This is a genomic window from Verrucomicrobiota bacterium (assembly GCA_016200005.1).
In the GTDB taxonomy this organism is placed as follows: Bacteria; Verrucomicrobiota; Verrucomicrobiia; order Limisphaerales; family PALSA-1396; genus PALSA-1396.
On sequence record JACQFP010000019.1, the window covers coordinates 1 to 17,887 of the forward strand.

Below are 17,887 nucleotides of genomic sequence, written 5' to 3' on the forward strand. Positions count from 1 at the left end.
CCCCGATGGAGACATTTACTACCTCCGCCACGCTCCAGACCCAGAAGCCAAACCCATCGTTCTGCTCCATTGCCCAGTGTTCTGAATCCATTCCAACTTTGATCGCACACTCTTTTCCAACTTTGTTTGCTACACGACACACGTTCACGCCTTGGTTGCGTTTGTACAGTCCGGGTGGCTTGTTGCTAAGCTCGGGCTTTGGCGCGTTGGCGGGCGAAGTGTCCGCACGGGCGACCAACAGTGGGACATTTATTGTCGTTGTTGGAGATGGCAACGGTGCGTTGAGCGGCTCAGGCAATTACCGATTGACGCTGGCCAAGACGGGCGATCCGGTGGTGGTGTCTGCGGGGGACGACGGCGGGCCGTTGACCAACGGGGTGATGCACATTGGAACCATTTTGACCGGCGACCTGGACATGTGGACGTTCACGGCCAACAACGGGGACAACCTTATTGTGCGGCTTGGCGAGATCAGCGATACCAACACGTTCACGCCCTGGTTGCGCTTGTATGGTCCGAACGGTGCGTTACTGGATTCCGGCTTTGGAAGCTTGGCAGCCGAAGTGTCGATAGGGGCGACGAACAGCGGCACGTTTATTGTAGTTGTTGGAGATGGCAACGGTGCATTGAGCGGATCGGGTACTTACCGTCTGACGCTGGCCAAGACGGGTGATCCGGTGGTGGTGTCTGCGGGGGATGATGGCGGGCCGATGACCAACGCGGTGTTGCACACCGGTGCCATTCTGACCGGCGATCTGGACATGTGGACTTTCACGGCCACCAACGGCGACAGTATCGTGGTGCGAGTGGGTGAGATCACCGATACCAACACGTTCACGCCCTGGTTGCGTTTGTACGGTCCGAATGGCGCACTGTTGAGTTCAGGCTTCGGTGCGTCGGTGGGCGAGGTGTCCACCCGAGCGACCAACAGCGGGACGTTCATCGTGGTTGCCAGTGACGGCAATGGCGCTTTGAGTGGATCGGGTACATACCGTCTGACGCTGGCCAAGACGGGCGATCCGGTCGTGGTGTCCGCGGGGGATGATGGCGGGCCGATGACCAACGGGGTGCTGCACACGGGTGCGATTCTGACTGGCGATCTGGATCTATGGACGTTCACGGCGCAAATCGGGGAAGGCATCGTGGTACGGATCGGTGAGATTTCCGACACCAACACGTTCACGCCTTGGATACGTTTGTATGGTCCGAGCGGCGCGCTACTGGATTCTGGATTTGGAGCCGTCGCGGGAGAAGTCGCGGTAACGGCAACGAATACCGGAACGTTCATCGTGGTGGTGGGTGACGGCAATGGCGCATTGAGCGGATCAGGTGCTTACCGTCTGACCTTGGCCAAGACGGGTGCAAGCCTTGCGGTTGCTCCCGGCGACGAAGGCGGATCGATGAGCAACGGGATCAATCCAGAAGGGGTGATCAATATTGGTGATCTGGACGTTTACGCGTTTACGACCTGCAAAGGAGAGCACATCACCTTGCAGCTTGATGAACTGACCGACACCAGCGGCAATTTTACTCCTTGGTTGCGGCTCTACGGTCCTGGCGGCGCGCTGCTGGGATCGGTTAGCGGGGCGACGACCGCGCAAATCAACGTGACCGCGACCAACAGCGGCACATTCATTGCAATTGTCAGCGACGGCAATGGTGCCCTCAGTGGCACCGGCACGTACCGTCTGACCAGCAACGGCCTTTCCGATGAGTTGAGACTTTGCACCCCGATCATTTCTGGTATGAACGTCAACCTCGGCGCCGTCGGCGGAATTTCCAATGCCACTTATGTCGTGTTCACCCACACGAACCTCACGATTCCGGTGACATCCTGGACGCCGATTTTGACAAATCAACTCGACTCATTCGGCGTGTTCAACATCACAATCACCAACGTGTTCAACCCGACCGAGCCGAAAAGGTTCTTCCGGTTCTTGCAGGAATAACTCCAGCCTCCACGCGGTGATAATGGGACTGGTTCGGATTGAGTCAGATGGTGGTACGAGAGATCGGTGATTAAGTCTGCACCATCGGGTCCGTCCGTCCGGGTTGACTCTTGCGCCGATCCTGGCGGCCATCAACTCAGGCAAGGCGCCAGGCGAGGTCTTCGAATTTGCCTCTCTTTATGAGCGAAGTGACCCGCATTCTCGAATCGATTGAGCAGGGCGAGAAACATGCCTCTGCCGACCTGCTCCCGCTGGTCTATGATGAACTGCGGCAACTGGCTGCCCAAAAACTTTCTCGCGAAAGGCCGGGACAAACCCTCCAGGCCACCGCGCTCGTTCACGAAGCGTGGTTGCGGTTGATCGGTCCAGTTGAATCGTCTTGGAATGGCCGGGGCCACTTCTTTTCGGCCGCAGCCGAGGCCATGCGCCGCATTCTCGTTGAAAACGCCCGCCGCAAGAACCGTCTCCGGCACGGCGGCGGCCTCCAACGGGTTGACGTTGATGAAGTCGAGGTGGCTTGTGGGATGCCTTCCGAAGAACTGCTGGCCGTGAACGAAGCCTTGGGTCAACTGGAACAATTGGATGCTACGGGTGCGCAAATAGTGAAGTTGCGCTTTTTCGCCGGCCTGACGCACCCGCAAATTGCCGAGGCGCTGGGTATCTCTTTGACGAGCGTCGAGCGCTCCTGGGCTTTCAGTCGAGTCTGGCTGTTTGAACAAGTCGGCGGCCGAGGAGTGAAGGACTGAAGAATCGCGCGTTTTTGTGAAGGGAAAATGCCCCATACATCGCACGTTAGAATGGGATACTCCGAGGGCGCTTGAATGAAATGATCTTCCGTGGGGGTCGGAGCGCGGCATTGATGCCGCTTCAACTGCGGTCCGGAACGAAGCATCAGGATGGATTTGCACGCCTTTCTCTGTGAACGGTGAGGCGGCATGAATGCCGCGCTCCTTTGGTTTAGACGTTGGGGATTCAATTGAAGCGTCACGATTTATGGACTGGCAGAAAGTAAAAGCGATTTTCACAGAAGCCGCCGGGATGGCTTCGCCGGCGGAGCGTGCCGCATATCTCGATTCAGCCTGCGCAGGCGATCAGTCGCTGCGTGCGCAGGTGGAATCCTTCCTCGCCGATCAGCTCAAGCTGGGAGATTTTCTCGAACCTCCATTTGTCCAAACCTCCACAGACGATCCGGAAACCGTCGGCACCCGCATCGGCCCGTACAAGGTTCTCCAGAAAATCGGTGAAGGTGGATTCGGTATCGTCTATATGGCCGAACAGGACGAACCCATCCGACGCAAGGTCGCCCTCAAAGTCATCAAAGCAGGGATGGACACCAAACAGGTGATCGCCCGCTTTGAAGCCGAGCGGCAGGCCCTGGCGATGATGGATCATCCGAACATCGCACGCGTTTTCGACGCCGGCGAGACGGACACGGGCCGGCCTTACTTCGTGATGGAACTGGTCAAAGGGATTCCACTGACCGAGTTCTGCGACCGCAAAAAGCTCAACGCCCGCGAGCGCCTCGAATTGTTCATCAAGGTTTGTCAGGCCGTCCAGCACGCCCATCAGAAAGGGATCATTCACCGCGATCTCAAGCCCTCCAACGTGATGATCACGATGCTGGACGGGCAGCCTGTTCCCAAGGTCATTGACTTCGGCGTTGCCAAAGCCATCGAACAACGGCTCACGGAGAAAACCCTTTTCACCCGCTACGACCAGTTGATTGGGACGCCGGCCTACATGAGTCCGGAGCAGGCCGAGTTAAGCGGGCAGGATGTGGACACGCGCAGCGACATCTATTCGCTGGGCGTGTTGCTTTATGAACTGTTGACCGGCACACCGCCGATTGATGCGGAGACCCTGCGCAAAGCCGGTCTGGATGAAATCCGGCGGCTGATCCGCGAGACCGACCCGCCCCCACCTTCCACGCGACTCACCCAGGAACTCGTAGCAGCCGATAAGGTAGGGCGCGTCACTCCGCGCGCGTCGTCGTCGGATGAAAGCATATCTGATGGCGCGCACGGAGTGACGCGCCCTACCCCGAAATCCGAAGAGGAAGTCAGGGCCTCCTCACGTCGGCTCCTACAACTGAAGGAAACGATCCGTTTCGTCCGTGGCGACCTGGATTGGATCGTGATGAAGTGCCTGGAGAAAGACCGCGCATGCCGATACGAAACAGCCAATGGCCTCGCGATGGATCTACAGCGGCACTTGAATCACGAACCTGTCGTCGCCCGTCCGCCCGGCAACCTTTACCGCTTCCGCAAATTTGCCCGGCGCAACCGGATTCAGGTGGCCTTTGCGGCGAGCGTTGCGGCGGCGCTGATAGTGGGTCTGGTCTTTGCAGTGATCGGATTTGCAAAAGCAAGGCAAGAACGGGACCGGGCACTGGCAGCGGAAAGGCAGGCGAAAGCTCAACAGCAAATCGCCCAGACGGAAGCCGCCCGCAGCGCACAAGTGGCGAAATTCCTGAAAGATATGTTGGGCGGCGCGAGTCCCGCCATCGCCCAAGGCCGCGACACCACGATCCTGCGGGAAATTCTGGATCGAACGGCAGGCAGGCTGGAAAAGGAACTGGCAAGTCAGCCCGACGTGGAGGCCGACCTGCGCGCAGTGCTGGGCCAGATCTATCTTGATCTGGACGACTACACGAATGCTGCCGCGATGTACGAGCGGGCGCTGAACTTGCGCAAGAGAGTGCATGGCGACCAGCACCTGGATGTTGCGGTTTCGCTGTACTTCCTCGCGGATCTGCGCCAGCGGCAACGCCGGTATGCCGAGGCCGAGAGCTTGTTTCGCGAAGCCCTGGCCATACGTCGGAAACTGCTTGATACAAACCATCCTGATGTTGCCAGATCACTCCACCGTCTTGCGAGCGTGCTGGCCGGTCAGGACGGAGCCAAGTCTGCTGAAGCCGTCACGCTGTATGCCGAGGCCGAGCGTTTGACGCGCGAACTGCTGGAAACCCGGCGCGCGGCATCGGACAATGAGCCCCACGAAATCCTCAGAATAATGGGGCGCTTGCGCGGAATCCTAATGCGCCAAGGCAAGTACGCCGAGGCCGAGTCCGTCATCCGTGAAGCGGGAACACTGCGGATGCAATTGCCGGAAGTGGAAAGAACCACTATTGGCGGAGGCCTTTTCGATTTGTCGGGATTCCTAATCAGCCAGAACAGGTTGCACGAGGCAGAGGCAGTCAGTCGCGAAGTATTGGCGGGTCGGAGGCGAGTCTTCGGCGATCAACATCGCGAGACCGCCCAAGCCCTCTCGGTCTTGGCCAATGTGCTCAAAGCCCAAGGGAGACTGCCCGAAGCCGAAACCGCTGTTCGCGAAGTGCTGGCGATTTTCGACAAAATTGCTCCCGGAAGTTGGGAGACTTTCTCCAACCGGATCAAGTTGGGCGGCATCCTGCTCGCAGAGAAAAAATATGAAGAAGCCGAACCCTTGCTGCTCGCCGGTTACGAGGGCATCAAACAGCGAGGCGACCAGTCCCCGGTCAGTTACGAGGGGACTCTGAAACAGGTGCTCCAGCAACTGGTGCAACTCTACGAGGAAACGGGGCAGGCAAAACAGGCCGCCGAGTGGAAACAGAAGCTGGCCGAGTTCGACCAAGGCGAACGCCAGAAGCCAGCCGTCGTTCCCAATCCATAGAAGCTCCCTTATCAATAATCATAGCAGCGGACGTCTGTCCGCTCAATTCTCAAGCGGCGCATCGCGGCCCAGTTCCCGGCGCGCGGCCTTCAGGCCGCTTCAGCACCCGGCTGTCGAGATGCGCCTGTTTAACGAAAAAAAGTCAAAGCCTGCTCTCGCCTGCTGCTGGTTGGAAACTTTTTCATCTTTCTTGAAGGGTTTTCCGCCGCCACGTCGCACTGAAGGATGAAGCCAGCACAACCGCCAAATTCAGCGAAAGGCTATTAATATGCAGACACATCGAAACTCCACGGAATCGTCAACGCACGCAGGCCAACCGCATTCGGCCGCCCGCCGCTTAAAACCTGCCATCCGCATCCTTTTCCTGCTCTGCCTTATGTTGCTCTGCAACAGCACTGCCCGTGCGCAGTTTGCGAGCGGCGGTGTTTACTACGGCAGTATTTCCGTACCGGGAGAAACTAACACCTGGACCTTCTTAGCTACCAACGGGGAGCAAATCGTGCTGCGATGGGCGCAGTTGAGTGCGACGAACGGTTCCGGTTACATGCGGGTTTATGCACCCGATGGCACCTTGCTGTACACGCCCGGGCTTGCTGGCGGGGTGCGAGAATACGCTTTCACAGCAGCGACTAACGGCACCTTCACGGTGCGCGTGACTTATGGCCCGACGGGCACGGGCACCTACCAGTTTCACTTCGTCAAGCTTCCCGGTGCGTTCATCATTCCACCGGGCGATGACGGCGGCGAACTGTCCGGCAGCGGTGGTGCGACCAACGGTGTGATCGGGGAACTGGGCGATCTGGACCTGTGGACTTTTTCGGCGACCAACGAGGAACGGATTGTGTTGCGACTTGCGTGCGGGTCTATGCTCCCGATGGCACGCTGCTGTACACGCCCGGACTCGTTGGCGGGGTGCGGGAATACGCTTTCACGGCGGCGACCAACGGCACCTTCACGGTGCTGGTGGCTGATGGTGGCGGCGGCAGCAGTGGCCCGATGGGGACGGGCACGTACCAGTTTCACTTCGTCAAGCTTCCCGGTGCCTTCATCATTCCACCGGGCGATGACGGCGGCGAACTGTCCGGCAGCGGTGGTGCGACCAACGGTGTGATCGGGGAACTGGGCGATCTGGACCTGTGGACTTTTTCGGCGACCAACGAGGAACGGATTGTGTTGCGACTTGCGAGACGAATAGTTACTTGGCTTCCATGCGGGTCTATGCTCCCGATGGCACGCTGCTGGTCACGTCCTCGCTTGGCGGCGTGAGAGAATACGCTTTCACGGCAGCGACTAACGGCACCTTCACGGTGCTGGTGGCTGATGGTGGGGGCGGCAGCAGCGGCCCGATGGGGACGGGCACCTACCAGTTTCACTTCGTCAAGCTGCCCGGTGCGTTCATCATTCCACCGGGCGACAACGGCGGCGCGCTGGCAGATGCTGTAAACTCCTTGGGGACTATCTCTCTAGGAGACATGGACCTCTGGTCATTCAATGCCTGCCAAGGAGACGGAATTACACTGCAACGAACGCAGTTGAGCGCAACGAACGGATTTGCGGCATGGATGCGAGTGTATGATCCCAACGGGGTGTTGATTTACAACGGAGCGACAGGCGGTGTGGACGAGTATGCGTTCACGGCGGCGAACAATGGCACCTTCGCGGTGCTGGTGGCTGATGGTGGGGGCGGCAGCAGCGGCCCAACAGGCACGGGAACTTATCAACTGACGGGCCTCGGCGTCTCAACGGGGTTGATACTCTGTAAGCCGGTCATCTCGGGAACGAATCTGTTTCTAAGCGGCGCAGGAGGCATGACCGCCAGCAATTTTGTTCTTTTGACCGCAACCAATATCGTCACGCCTTTGGCGGCCTGGACACCGATTCGGACAAACCAGTTCGATCAACTCGGCGTGTTCAGTTTCACAAACTTTTTCGACGTGAGCGAGCCCGAGCGGTTTTTCCGGCTCTTGTTGCCCTAGCCCTGCGTTGATCACATGGCTGGGCGGCGTTGAACCGCTGCCCGGCACGTCAGTCAGACCGCTTTTTTATTCCTGTTTCGGTGCTTCTTCCTTGGCGGAATAAAAATGTGCGGCGTTGGCTTCGGATTCCGGGGTGCTTTTGCCGGGCGGGATCTTTTGGGCATACAATCCCGGCGTCTTTTGTTTGCCCGCCTGCTTTGTTATCGCGGCGGTCCGTGACCGCCGGCCTTTGGTCTTGGGTGTGACAGGCAGCAACGGCGCGGTGAGTTTTTCGTAGAGCGAGAAAAGGAATTCCACGCGCTCGCGGTCGGAGTGGAACGGTTCGGGGCGATAGCATTTCTCCACAGCGCGATCCAGTTCCGTGTGCGCCTTGAGCAATTCGGGCGGCATGCTTTGGCCATCATACAAGTCTGCCAGTGAGGCAGAGGGATGATCCTTCTTGTTGGCGGGAAGAAATCCTGCCCGGCCATCGCCAAGTTCAATGCGCAGATCCAAAATGCGTTGTGCCAATTCTTCAATGCGCACCCAGCGCTCATCGCTCACACCGTCCGGCCATGGAAAATTGTTGTAAACTATCTTGTTCGAGTAGCGGTAATCCGACTTCAATCGCCCACAAACCTGACGCACCCAAGCCATATGCATCGCTGAGGAAAGCACGCCGAAGTGATAATGTTTCGCTCCGGGCACGAGCAAAACAAGGTTGCTAGCGATGATGTCTGGCCGCAGGAAGCCAATCGGAATATAACGACGACGTTCGCTGGAAACGGATGGAATGAGCAAATAGGGAACTTCCGGCTGACGGTTCTCGCCAAAATAAGCGGCAGACGTAGCCAACTTCTTTGTTGTTTCACGGCGGCTGTTCTTGCGGTGAATCGCTACTGCCTCAACGCAATCCATGACCGCTCGCATCGGGCGAAATTCTCCCGGATTTACACCGTGCAACCAAAGACACCATCGTTCCGTGCCATTCAGGAATTCTTCCGCTCCCACGAATCGTCGCAGAAACTTGGCGGCGTCAGGCTGTCGCTTGAGAAAATCTTCTTTAGAAAATCTCGTGAACAGCAAGTAGCCGCCATCGTTCGGCATGCTGCCGAACACAATTCCCGGCACGGCGCAAAGCGGTTTGCTCCGCGCAGAAATGCAAACATCTGACCCGGCAACTAGGTAGGGGCTGATGTTTGGCGCTTCTCTGACGGCGACAACCGTTTCAGTCGCCCGCTTTTGCTCCGCTTGTTTTGTTCGCGCAAACCCAGCCTCGTAGTCATAGATGCGCTTGCCGGTTTTGTCGAAACCGCCAAAACCAACGATGACGACGTGAACATGCGCTTTGCCACGCGCTTCGCTTTCCCATGCAAATGTCCGGTGTGCAAAATGAATTTTCAGATGGTAGCGCGCAAACAACTCGTTCCACAACACGCCAACCTGCTCGCCCTGCGTTACGGAGTTGGTTGAAACAAACCCAACCACAGCACGCGTGCCTTGAATGTATTGCCCCGCTTTGAAATACCACGCAGTTACAAAGTCGAGAAGCCCGTGTCCTTTAACATCGCCGCAAATCATTTCCATGTCCGCGTTTTGCTCCTTGGACATGAATTGTTTTCCAACAAACGGCGGATTGCCGAGGACGTAGCTGCATTTGTCCGGCGGCAGAACGGTTTTCCAGTCGAGCCGCAGTGCGTTGCCGCATTTGATGGTCGGCGATTTCTTGAGCGGCAGGCGCTGGTAAAGCTGGCCGAAGGCTTCGGAGACTTTCAGGTTCATCTGGTGGTCCATCAGCCAGAGCGCGACTTCGGCGATGCGCGCCGGCCATTCGCCAATCTCGATGCCGTAAAACTGGTCCACGTCCACCTGCGAGAGCCGGTTGATTTCGTCGAGCGTCAATTCCCGCTGGCCGCGGAAAAGTTCCATGAGCACCTCCAACTCCAATTGACGCAGTTCGCGGTAGGTGATAACCAGAAAGTTGCCGCAGCCGCAGGCCGGGTCGAGAAAGTGGAGGCGGCAAAGCTTGGCGTGAAACTCCTCCAGCCGCGCGCGGCGTCGGGTCGAGCGGTCGGCCTTGATGCTCTCAAATTCCGCGCGCAGCTCATCGAGAAACAGCGAGCGGACAACTTTGAGAATGTTCGTTTCGCTCGTGTAATGGCCGCCGATCTGCCGTCGCTCCTTCGGCTCCATGATGGATTGAAAGAGCGAGCCAAAGATCGCCGGCGAAATGCGCGACCAATCCTTGCGCGTGCAGCCGAGCAGCGCGTTGCGCATGTCGCGGTTGAAATCGGCAAAGCCAAGGTGTTCACCGAACAGGTCGCCGTTGACGTAGGGAAAGGCGGCGAGCGTCTCATCAAGGTTTTTCTGACGCTTTTCCGGCGGTGTGTTGAGAATCTCGAACAGGCGGGCGAGACATTGGCCGAGGTCCGAACCGTCTTCCTTGGTGCGGTTCTCGATGAACAGGTGAAAGGACTCGCGCTCGAAGATGCCAGTATCCTCGGCGAAGAGGCAGAACAGGATTCGGACGAGAAAGCGTTCGAGGTCGTGCCCGGTGTAGCCGCCGGCTTCGAGCGCATCGTGAAGGTCGCCCATGATCTGGACGGCTTCGAGGTTGACCGGGTCTTCCTCCTGAAGCGTGTGTTGCTTGTAGCCGGGAATGAAGGTGAAGTGCTGGACGTGGCGGTGAAATTCGGCGAGCGGGAATTCGTGCGTGACGCCGCGCTTCCTGTCGAGCAGCGGCAGGTCGCGTTGGTCTTCCGGCTCAAGATCGTGCAACGCAATGCGCGCGAAATCGGAGACGATGATGTAGCGCGGGATTTCGTCGTGCCGTGCCGGGTCGTTGGCCAGATCGCGGATGTACTGAAAAGCCTGAGTCTCTGCTTTGTGAAGGTCTTCACCGAATGATTTGTGTTCGACCACGAGGATGCTTGGCCAGAAAAGATCAATGCGCCCATAGTCGCCCGAAATTTTCTTTACCGCTTCTTCAAAGCTGGCGACGACGCGGCGTTTGATGCCGAAAACCTGGAAGAATTCGTTCCAGAAGGTTTGTTTCTCGGCGCTCTCGCTTTTGACACCCGCCCATTCGCGGGCAAACTTGATCGAGTTGTGGCGGATTTCGTTCCAGGAGATAGGCACGCGCTCTATTTACACGGAAAATGGCGGCGGGGGCAATGCTGAGTTCTTTGACGTTCAAAGAAAGTCCGCGTCTCCTCAGTTCACGAACGAGGCTTCGTTACTGAGCAGGAGTGCATGGGCATATTCCTGCCAGCGATTCAGCGTCTTGGGAGTTTGACGCACCGGCGAAGGCTTGGCTTGGTTGGGTCGCCGAGGTTTGTTTACCTGCCCGACGACGTTGGCAACCGTTTGAAACTCTGGGAATCGCAGGTCCGATTTCTCTTCCGGCTGGGGCGCTGAAACAAATTCCACGCCGAAACGAATCTCCTCCGGCGTGGGCGGGCGCTGGAAAAAAAGTTCGTAGAGAAAACGGACGCGGCCTTCCGCGGTCTTTTGTTTTTGAAACTCGTCGCGGTTGACCACGCGGCGGACCTGTTCGATGACCAGCGGGCTGTTCATCAGGAAAAGCGCCTGCTGCGGGACGGTCGTCTCGTAACGCTTGCCCATCGAGGACAAAGGATTGGCGAAGTCGAATGTGTTCAGCGCCTCCAACAGATCGGCACGGTCGATGTAACCGTAGATGCTGCGGCGAGGGGCCGTGGGTAATTGGAACGCGCCGGGCCGGTTCATGGCCGGACCGCGCCGCTGGGATTTGTGTGTGCCTTCAGAAAGATCCACAGGATGGCCGCCCACCGTCAAGTCGAGTTCACCGCCAAGATAGAGAATCGAATCGCGCAACGGTTCGAACTCCAACCGACGCACGTTCGCCCGCCACAACAGCCGGTTGAACGGATCTTTCTCGGCATAGGTCGGATTGTTCTTCGTGCTCTGTTGATACGTTGCGGAAAGGAGAATCGACTTGTGCAGTTTCTTGAGCGACCAGCCGTCGTCCATGAACCGGCTGGCGAGATAATCCACCAACTCTGGATGGCTTGGTGGCGTGGATTGATTGCCAAAATCGTCGGGCGTCGTGACGAACCCTTCGCCAAAGTGGTGCTGCCAGACGCGATTGACCATCACGCGCGCGGTGAGCGGGTTGTTCTTGTTCGCGATGGCTTGCGCGAGTTCGAGCCGTCCGCTCCCGTTCTTGAACGTTGGTCGGCTCGTCCCGGACAACACTTCGAGAAACCGACGGGGCACAATATTGCCGGGGTTTTCCAATTCACCACGGATGAAGATCGGTGAATCTTTTGGCGCCGGGCCGTCCACCAGAGCCGGAGCGCGGGCGGGAGTGCCGGGATGCACCATCTCCAGCATGTCGCTCTGCTCGCGTAGCGCAAAAAACTGGCCACGCTGCCGGTTGGAGAGGAAGCGGAACATGGCGTCATTCAGCAAAATGGCGAGGGTGTTCTGCCATGCCGGATCGTTTTTTACGAACAGGGCGCCGTAGATGGCGGCGGCCTCCGCGAGCGTGTGCGGTGGTTTGGCCTTGAAGGCTTGCAACACATAGGGATTCAGTTCGCGCGCCCGCTCGCTTCGCTCCAGGTTGGCGATCAGGCGCGGTGCTTGCGCCGCAAAATTGCCCTCGGGAATTCTCGCCAGCGCGTTCCAAATCCCGAAAACCGAAGCCGCCTGACGACCGCCGCCGCGTGTCACCTGCTGCCAGTTCTTGAGCACATCCGCGTCTGCGCCGGTCTTGGCGAGATAAGCGGCGCGCTCTTTGACGGGCATCTGCGTGGCATAAAGATAAACGCCGCCCAGCCGCTTGTAGTCGCCAAACACCGTGTTCATGTTTTCCGCGCGTGCGGTTTGGATACGCGTGTCCAGCTCGCGACGTTTGACGAGGTAATCTTCGTAATTGGGATTCGCTTTCGGATCACCGATCTCCGGACGTAGGGGCGGCTCTTGGGAACTGGCGAAAATGCCGTGTAGCGAGTAATAGTCAGCCTGCGGAATGGGATCAAATTTGTGATCGTGGCAACGCGCGCAGGAAACCGTCAGGCCAAGAAACGCCTTTGACGTGACATCAATCCGGTCGTTGATGATGTCGCTCTGGTTGCCGTTAAAGTGGTCGCCGAGGGTGAGAAAACCGAGCGCCGCCAGCGCGCTCTTGTCGCTGCTCAAGCTCAATTTGTCGGCGGCGAGTTGCTCGATGATGAACCGGTCGTAAGGTTTATCGTCGTTGAAAGCCTTGATGACATAATCGCGATAGGTCCAAGCGTAAGGATAGATGGAGCTTTCGCGCCGCCGGTCGAACTGGCCTTTCGAATCGGAGTACCGCGCGACGTCCAGCCAATGGCGCGCCCAACGTTCACCGTAATGCGGCGAGACCAGCAGATGGTCCACGACTTTTTCATAGGCATCGGATGAACTGTCGTTTTCGAAAGCGCTCACTTCCTCGGGCGTCGGCGGCAAACCAATGAGGTCGTAATAAACGCGGCGGATCAGCGTGTGTTTCTCCGCTGGCTCGTTGGGTTTCATTCCCTTTTCTTCGAGCTTGGCGAGGATGAAGCGATCGATGTCGTTCTTGACCCAGGCTTCATTCTTCACGGTCGGCGGGGCCGGCTTCTTCACCGGCTTGAACGCCCAATGATCCTTCGAATCGCCGGCGTATTCGATCTTCTCGGCCGCCGGACGGGTCGCGCGCGGATCGGGCGCGCCCATTTTTACCCAGGCGACAAGGTCGTTGACTTGCGCGGCCGAGAGCTTGTCGCCCTTCGGCGGCATTTTCAGATCGGGATCGGTGTAACGAACCGCCTTGATCAGCAGACTTTTCTCCGGCTCACCGGGGATGATTGCCGGACCGGAATCACCACCTTTTTCCCAACCGCCTTTCCAATCGAGTTCAAGCCCGGCTTTGACTTTGCCTCGGCCAGGGCTGTGGCATTTGTAACAATTCTCCGTGAAGATCGGGCGAACCTTGCTCTCAAAAAAATCGAGCTGCGTTTTGCTTGGTTCGGCGGCGGCAGTCAAACATCCAAGCGCCAACATCCAAACTCCAAAAAAGCACCAAGCACCAAACATCAATCCTCGCAGCGCAGTCACTCGGTGTTTGGAAGTTGGAATTTCTCTGGAGCTTGGAGCTTGGAATTTGGAGCTTCTCATGTCAGGCGATGATTCCGTTTACAATTTTTCCAAAGTTGTCCGTCAGCCGGAAATCACGTCCGTTGTAACGATACGTCAGCTTCTCGTGGTCGAAACCGAGCAGGCGCAGGATCGTCGCATGCAAATCGTGGATGTGCACTTTGTTCTCGACCGCGCGCGCGCCGAACTCGTCCGTTGCGCCGTAAATCGTGCCGCCTTTGACGCCGCCTCCTGCCAACCAGATGCTGAAGGCGCGGTTGTTGTGGTCGCGGCCTGGATTATCATTTCCGTTGCGGTCGCGCGTGACAGTGCGGCCAAATTCACCGCCCCAGATCACCAACGTGCTGTCGAGCAGCCCGTGTTGTTTGAGATCGGCGAGCAAAGCCGCCGCGGGTTTATCAATCTCCGCCGCGCTCGCCGGCAACCGGTCTTCGAGGTCTTGATGATGATCCCAGCCGCCGGCCCACACTTGCACAAAGCGCACGCCACGCTCGACCAACCGCCGCGCGATGAGCAACTGCTTTCCTTGTGGCGTGTTGCCATAAAGATCGCGGACAGTCTGCGGTTCCTTGCCGATGTCGAAGGCGTCAGTCGCTTCCATTTGCATCCGATACGCCATTTCAAACGCATGGATGCGCGCTTCGAGCTGAGGATCCTTTTGCAGGCTTCGGCTGTGGACCGCATTGAGATTCTGCACGAGATCGAGCTGACGGCGCTGCTCCTTCTGCGAAAAATATTCGTTGTGAATGTTTTGCAGCATCCCCTCGACGGTCGAGGCCGACGTGTTGATGCTTGTGGCTTGCAGATCGCCCGGAAGAAACGACGAACCCCAGTTGATCGCGCCGCCCGGTGGTGGGCCGCCGCCCGGTCGCAGCGAAATGTAGCCGGGCATGTTCTCGTTCGCGCTGCCCAGACCGTAAAGCGCCCACGCCCCCATGCTCGGCTTGGCCATCCGCAACGATCCCGTGTTCATGAACACGGTGGCGACGTCGTGCGCCGGGATGTCGGTGTACATCGAGCGGATGATCGCCATGTCATCCACATGTTCGCCCAACGCCGGGAAAACTTCGCTGACTTCAATGCCGGACTGACCGTGCTTGGTGAACTTGAACGGCGAGGGCATCGCCACGCCGTTGAGATCCGGCAGGGATTTGTCTGCGTACTGGGCAAGCGCCGGTTTCGGGTCCCAAGTGTCCACATGCGATGGCGCGCCCTGGGCAAAAATGTGGATGACGTGTTTCGCCTTGGCCGGGAATTGCGTCGGTTTTGCCGTCGCCGCCGGCGTAGCTGCAGCAAAAAAATTATCGGAAAGCAGACTGGCCAGGCCCAGCGCGCCCAAGCACAAACCGCAACGGGCCAGGAAATCACGGCGGGAACAAAACTCCTCTGGTCGCATCCGATGGTTGCAAAGACAATCGTTCATAGTATTCGCAATTTACTTGTACCAACAATGACGATACAGACGAAAAGGACGGCTAAAAGGTAACAGAATTTGAACTGATGACAAGCGGCTCCATCGGCCATTGATGGCCTTTGAATGTTCGCACGGGAGTAGGGAGCTATCCGATCAAAAGGATCTGACCCGATAAAAACGCACTGGTGCGTTCGTGCACCCCTGATCTACAATATTCTTTTTCGGACCGGACAATGTGCCGGTTTGTAATACATACCAGTCGAACAGGTTTGACGAATACTCTACGACATAGCGGCTTCCGGCGGGGCCAGAGATGTAAAAGTTGAAACTCCCATCAGCCAATCGGCCGGGTGCTTTCGATTCAACAACGGCTTCGACTGCCTTTTGACCAGTCACGCTTTCATCCAAACGCAGCACTAGGTCGTCTCCACCCGGCCCCCTGGCAGCTAGCGACGCCCGATCGGCGAACTGGTCGTTCATGGCAGTCGGCGTAAAATCCAAATCCACCCGGATGTGTTCCTCATCGCCCCAGTAGGTGGCGAGCGCTATTTGATATGTCGTCCCGGCAGTGACCTCAAAAACTGCCGGCGGGAGCAGGCTTCCGAACGATAAGATTGTTTGTAGTGAATCCAGTGAATTGCCGGTATAAACTCCTCCGAGCAACCATGTCCCGTCGCTTTGCCGCAAGGTGACATAACCGCGGCCCGGCGCATTCCAACTCCACCACACTGAGTGGGATAGGTTGTAGCCCGCATAATCCGGCTCCCCGGACTCGCGCGTGGCCCCCACGGTGTGTCCTTCAAGCACGGCCAAAGGACCGTCAACAGCGATACGGTTGGTAAAGTCATCGTTGACCGGTGGTGTGTAAAACCGCAGGCGCAGATCCACTGCCGCTTCGGACTCTGTCGCCACCGCGATCTGGTAAGTCGTGCCAGCTTTTGTGTCAAGAGCGACCTCATTCGGGATGTAGAGCCTACCAAGATTGTTGGCAACCAGTTGGAGGTTTGTGAGGGCGTTGCCGCTGTAAACCGCCACCGTGGGGGGAAGGTTCCGAACCTCCGGTTCGCCGATGAAAAGCCGCCCATCAGCCGGCGCGGTCCATGACCACCAGATCGATGGCTCGGTCACGAACCAGCCGGCGTGATTCGGCTCCGCAGGTTCGGCGGTTCCGCCAGTAATTCGTCGGGCAAGGGTCGCGAAATTGGTGTGGAGCACGATGCGGTTGGTGAAGTTGTCGTTGATCGGATGAATGGTCAGTCCCTTGGGCAAGCTCGGCAGCGAAGTCAGCAGGTCCGACCTCACGACGCGAGCGTCGAGCATGTAGTTTCCGGAAGGTGCGTTGCTCCAAACCATCGTGAACGGTGGTGCGGTGACGCTGCCAATGAGTTGCGCGCCGGCGAATCCGTCGGTCGCATAAAATTCCACGCGCTGGATGCTACTGGGGGATTCCGTCGTCGAAATGGCCAGCGGGACATCAACCGGTTCGGTGATGTCCGTAAAGGTGGGTTGAACCAAAGTCACGCTACGCAGCTTTCCCCTTAGCACGAACGGCCACGTTCCCGGATCCAGGTCCGGTTTCTTCGCAGCGACCACAAGATAATAGACCGTTCCGCCAACTGCGTTGAAATGGTAATACTTGGAGGCATCCGGATAATCGATGACGCTCGTCCAGGGCACTCGCGTAAGATGACTAACATCCGATCCGGTATAGACGACGAATTTCCGTTTGCGCAACGCACTGGCTTCTTCGCCCAATTGCGTCTCAATCTCCATCTCGCCACTGGACGGCGCCGTCCACGTCCACCAGACGGAGGCCGATCCGTGGTTGGGTTCGCCGTGTTCCCGGCTTGCTTGCGCGGTGTAGCCGAACGCTTCCCATTGATAACCTTCGAGCGTCTGGCGTTGGGCGAAATCATCGTTTCCCGCCCGCACTTTCACCAGCAGCGGTGGGGACACGCGCGGCTCGCCCAGAGTGTTCGTCGCCAGCGCATAGAAGGTGATGAGTCCCAACGGAAGATTTGTTGGAACGACAGCGAATGGCGACGCCGTTGACAAACCTACCGGCCATTGTACCCCGTTCATTTGGACTGCCAGCAATCCCACGGATTGCAACACTCCATCCACCGACGCCTGCGGCAGGTTCACTTGGAACGGTGGAGGGTCCGCCGCACTGATGGTTGCGCTGGCCAGTGGATTGATGATTCGCAGTGTCGTTAGATCAATCCCAAAGACGATGGTGCCTCGTGCATCAGAAAAAAGTCCGTCCACGGAAACGACGTAGGTGCTTCCCGCCGTGGCCAGGAAAGAGCAGAAGACCCTCGCCGTTTCCCTCATCGCCAGCGAATTCACCACCCGCTTGAGTCCGTTGAGCGAACTGCCCTGATAAACGGAGATGACCGGGACGAAGCCATCGCCTTGGGCGATCATGCGCACGAATCCATCAACCGGCGCGGTCCACTCGTACCAGAGCGAGGCTTTGGCCATGCCCTTCGTTGGAATTCGTTCGCCCGGCTCGATGGTCGCGTCAAAATTACTATTGGTCGCCGCCGCAGAATGACCCGAAAGCACAAGCCGATTTGCAAAGTTGTCATTCGAGGGGGCGGCTAAAACCTGCCCATCGCAGAACGAAAGCGCCACCAGGAAAATTCCTGCGCAACGGCCAAATCGCACTGTGGTCATTTCTCTCTCTGTCATTGAGACAGAAAACTTCGCCAAGTTCAAGCTGCAACTGCGGTTCGCTTACAATGTCATCGCCGCATTTATGGCGAGCCAGACGG

General features: G+C 57.9%; 8 protein-coding genes and 1 pseudogene. 5 read left to right on the forward strand and 4 right to left on the reverse strand.

The window, feature by feature from the left end:
• The first annotated feature begins 122 nt into the window (after positions 1-122).
• From HY298_05790 to HY298_05810, 5 genes are all read left to right on the forward strand, one after another.
• Positions 123-1,949, forward strand: coding sequence for a hypothetical protein (locus HY298_05790; protein MBI3849788.1), 1,827 nt, complete (start codon positions 123-125; stop codon positions 1,947-1,949).
• Positions 1,950-2,128: 179 nt separating this feature from the next.
• Complete coding sequence (locus HY298_05795) at positions 2,129-2,695, forward strand: sigma-70 family RNA polymerase sigma factor (protein MBI3849789.1); 567 nt, start codon at positions 2,129-2,131, stop codon at positions 2,693-2,695.
• Positions 2,696-2,942: 247 nt separating this feature from the next.
• Positions 2,943-5,600: a serine/threonine protein kinase gene (locus HY298_05800; GenBank protein ID MBI3849790.1), complete on the forward strand. Its 2,658-nt coding sequence runs from the start codon at positions 2,943-2,945 to the stop codon at positions 5,598-5,600.
• Between the two features lie 268 nt (positions 5,601-5,868).
• On the forward strand, positions 5,869-6,711 hold the full coding sequence (locus tag HY298_05805) for a hypothetical protein (protein MBI3849791.1): 843 nt from the start codon (positions 5,869-5,871) through the stop codon (positions 6,709-6,711).
• A 97-nt stretch (positions 6,712-6,808) separates the two neighbouring features.
• Entirely contained in the window at positions 6,809-7,576 is a 768-nt protein-coding gene (locus HY298_05810; protein MBI3849792.1) for a hypothetical protein, read from the forward strand.
• A 234-nt stretch (positions 7,577-7,810) separates the two neighbouring features.
• Here HY298_05810 and HY298_05815 read toward each other — a convergent pair.
• From HY298_05815 to HY298_05830, 4 genes and pseudogenes are all read right to left on the reverse strand, one after another.
• Positions 7,811-10,693: pseudogene (locus HY298_05815) on the reverse strand (class I SAM-dependent DNA methyltransferase).
• 75 nt (positions 10,694-10,768) lie between these two features.
• Positions 10,769-13,657: a PSD1 domain-containing protein gene (locus HY298_05820; GenBank protein MBI3849793.1), complete on the reverse strand. Its 2,889-nt coding sequence runs from the start codon at positions 13,655-13,657 to the stop codon at positions 10,769-10,771.
• A gap of 61 nt (positions 13,658-13,718) precedes the next feature.
• A complete protein-coding gene (locus HY298_05825) occupies positions 13,719-15,119 on the reverse strand; it encodes a DUF1501 domain-containing protein (GenBank protein ID MBI3849794.1) in 1,401 nt (466 codons plus the stop codon).
• Positions 15,120-15,263: 144 nt separating this feature from the next.
• Positions 15,264-17,789, reverse strand: coding sequence for a hypothetical protein (locus HY298_05830; GenBank protein ID MBI3849795.1), 2,526 nt, complete (start codon positions 17,787-17,789; stop codon positions 15,264-15,266).
• Between the last annotated feature and the right edge of the window lie 98 nt (positions 17,790-17,887).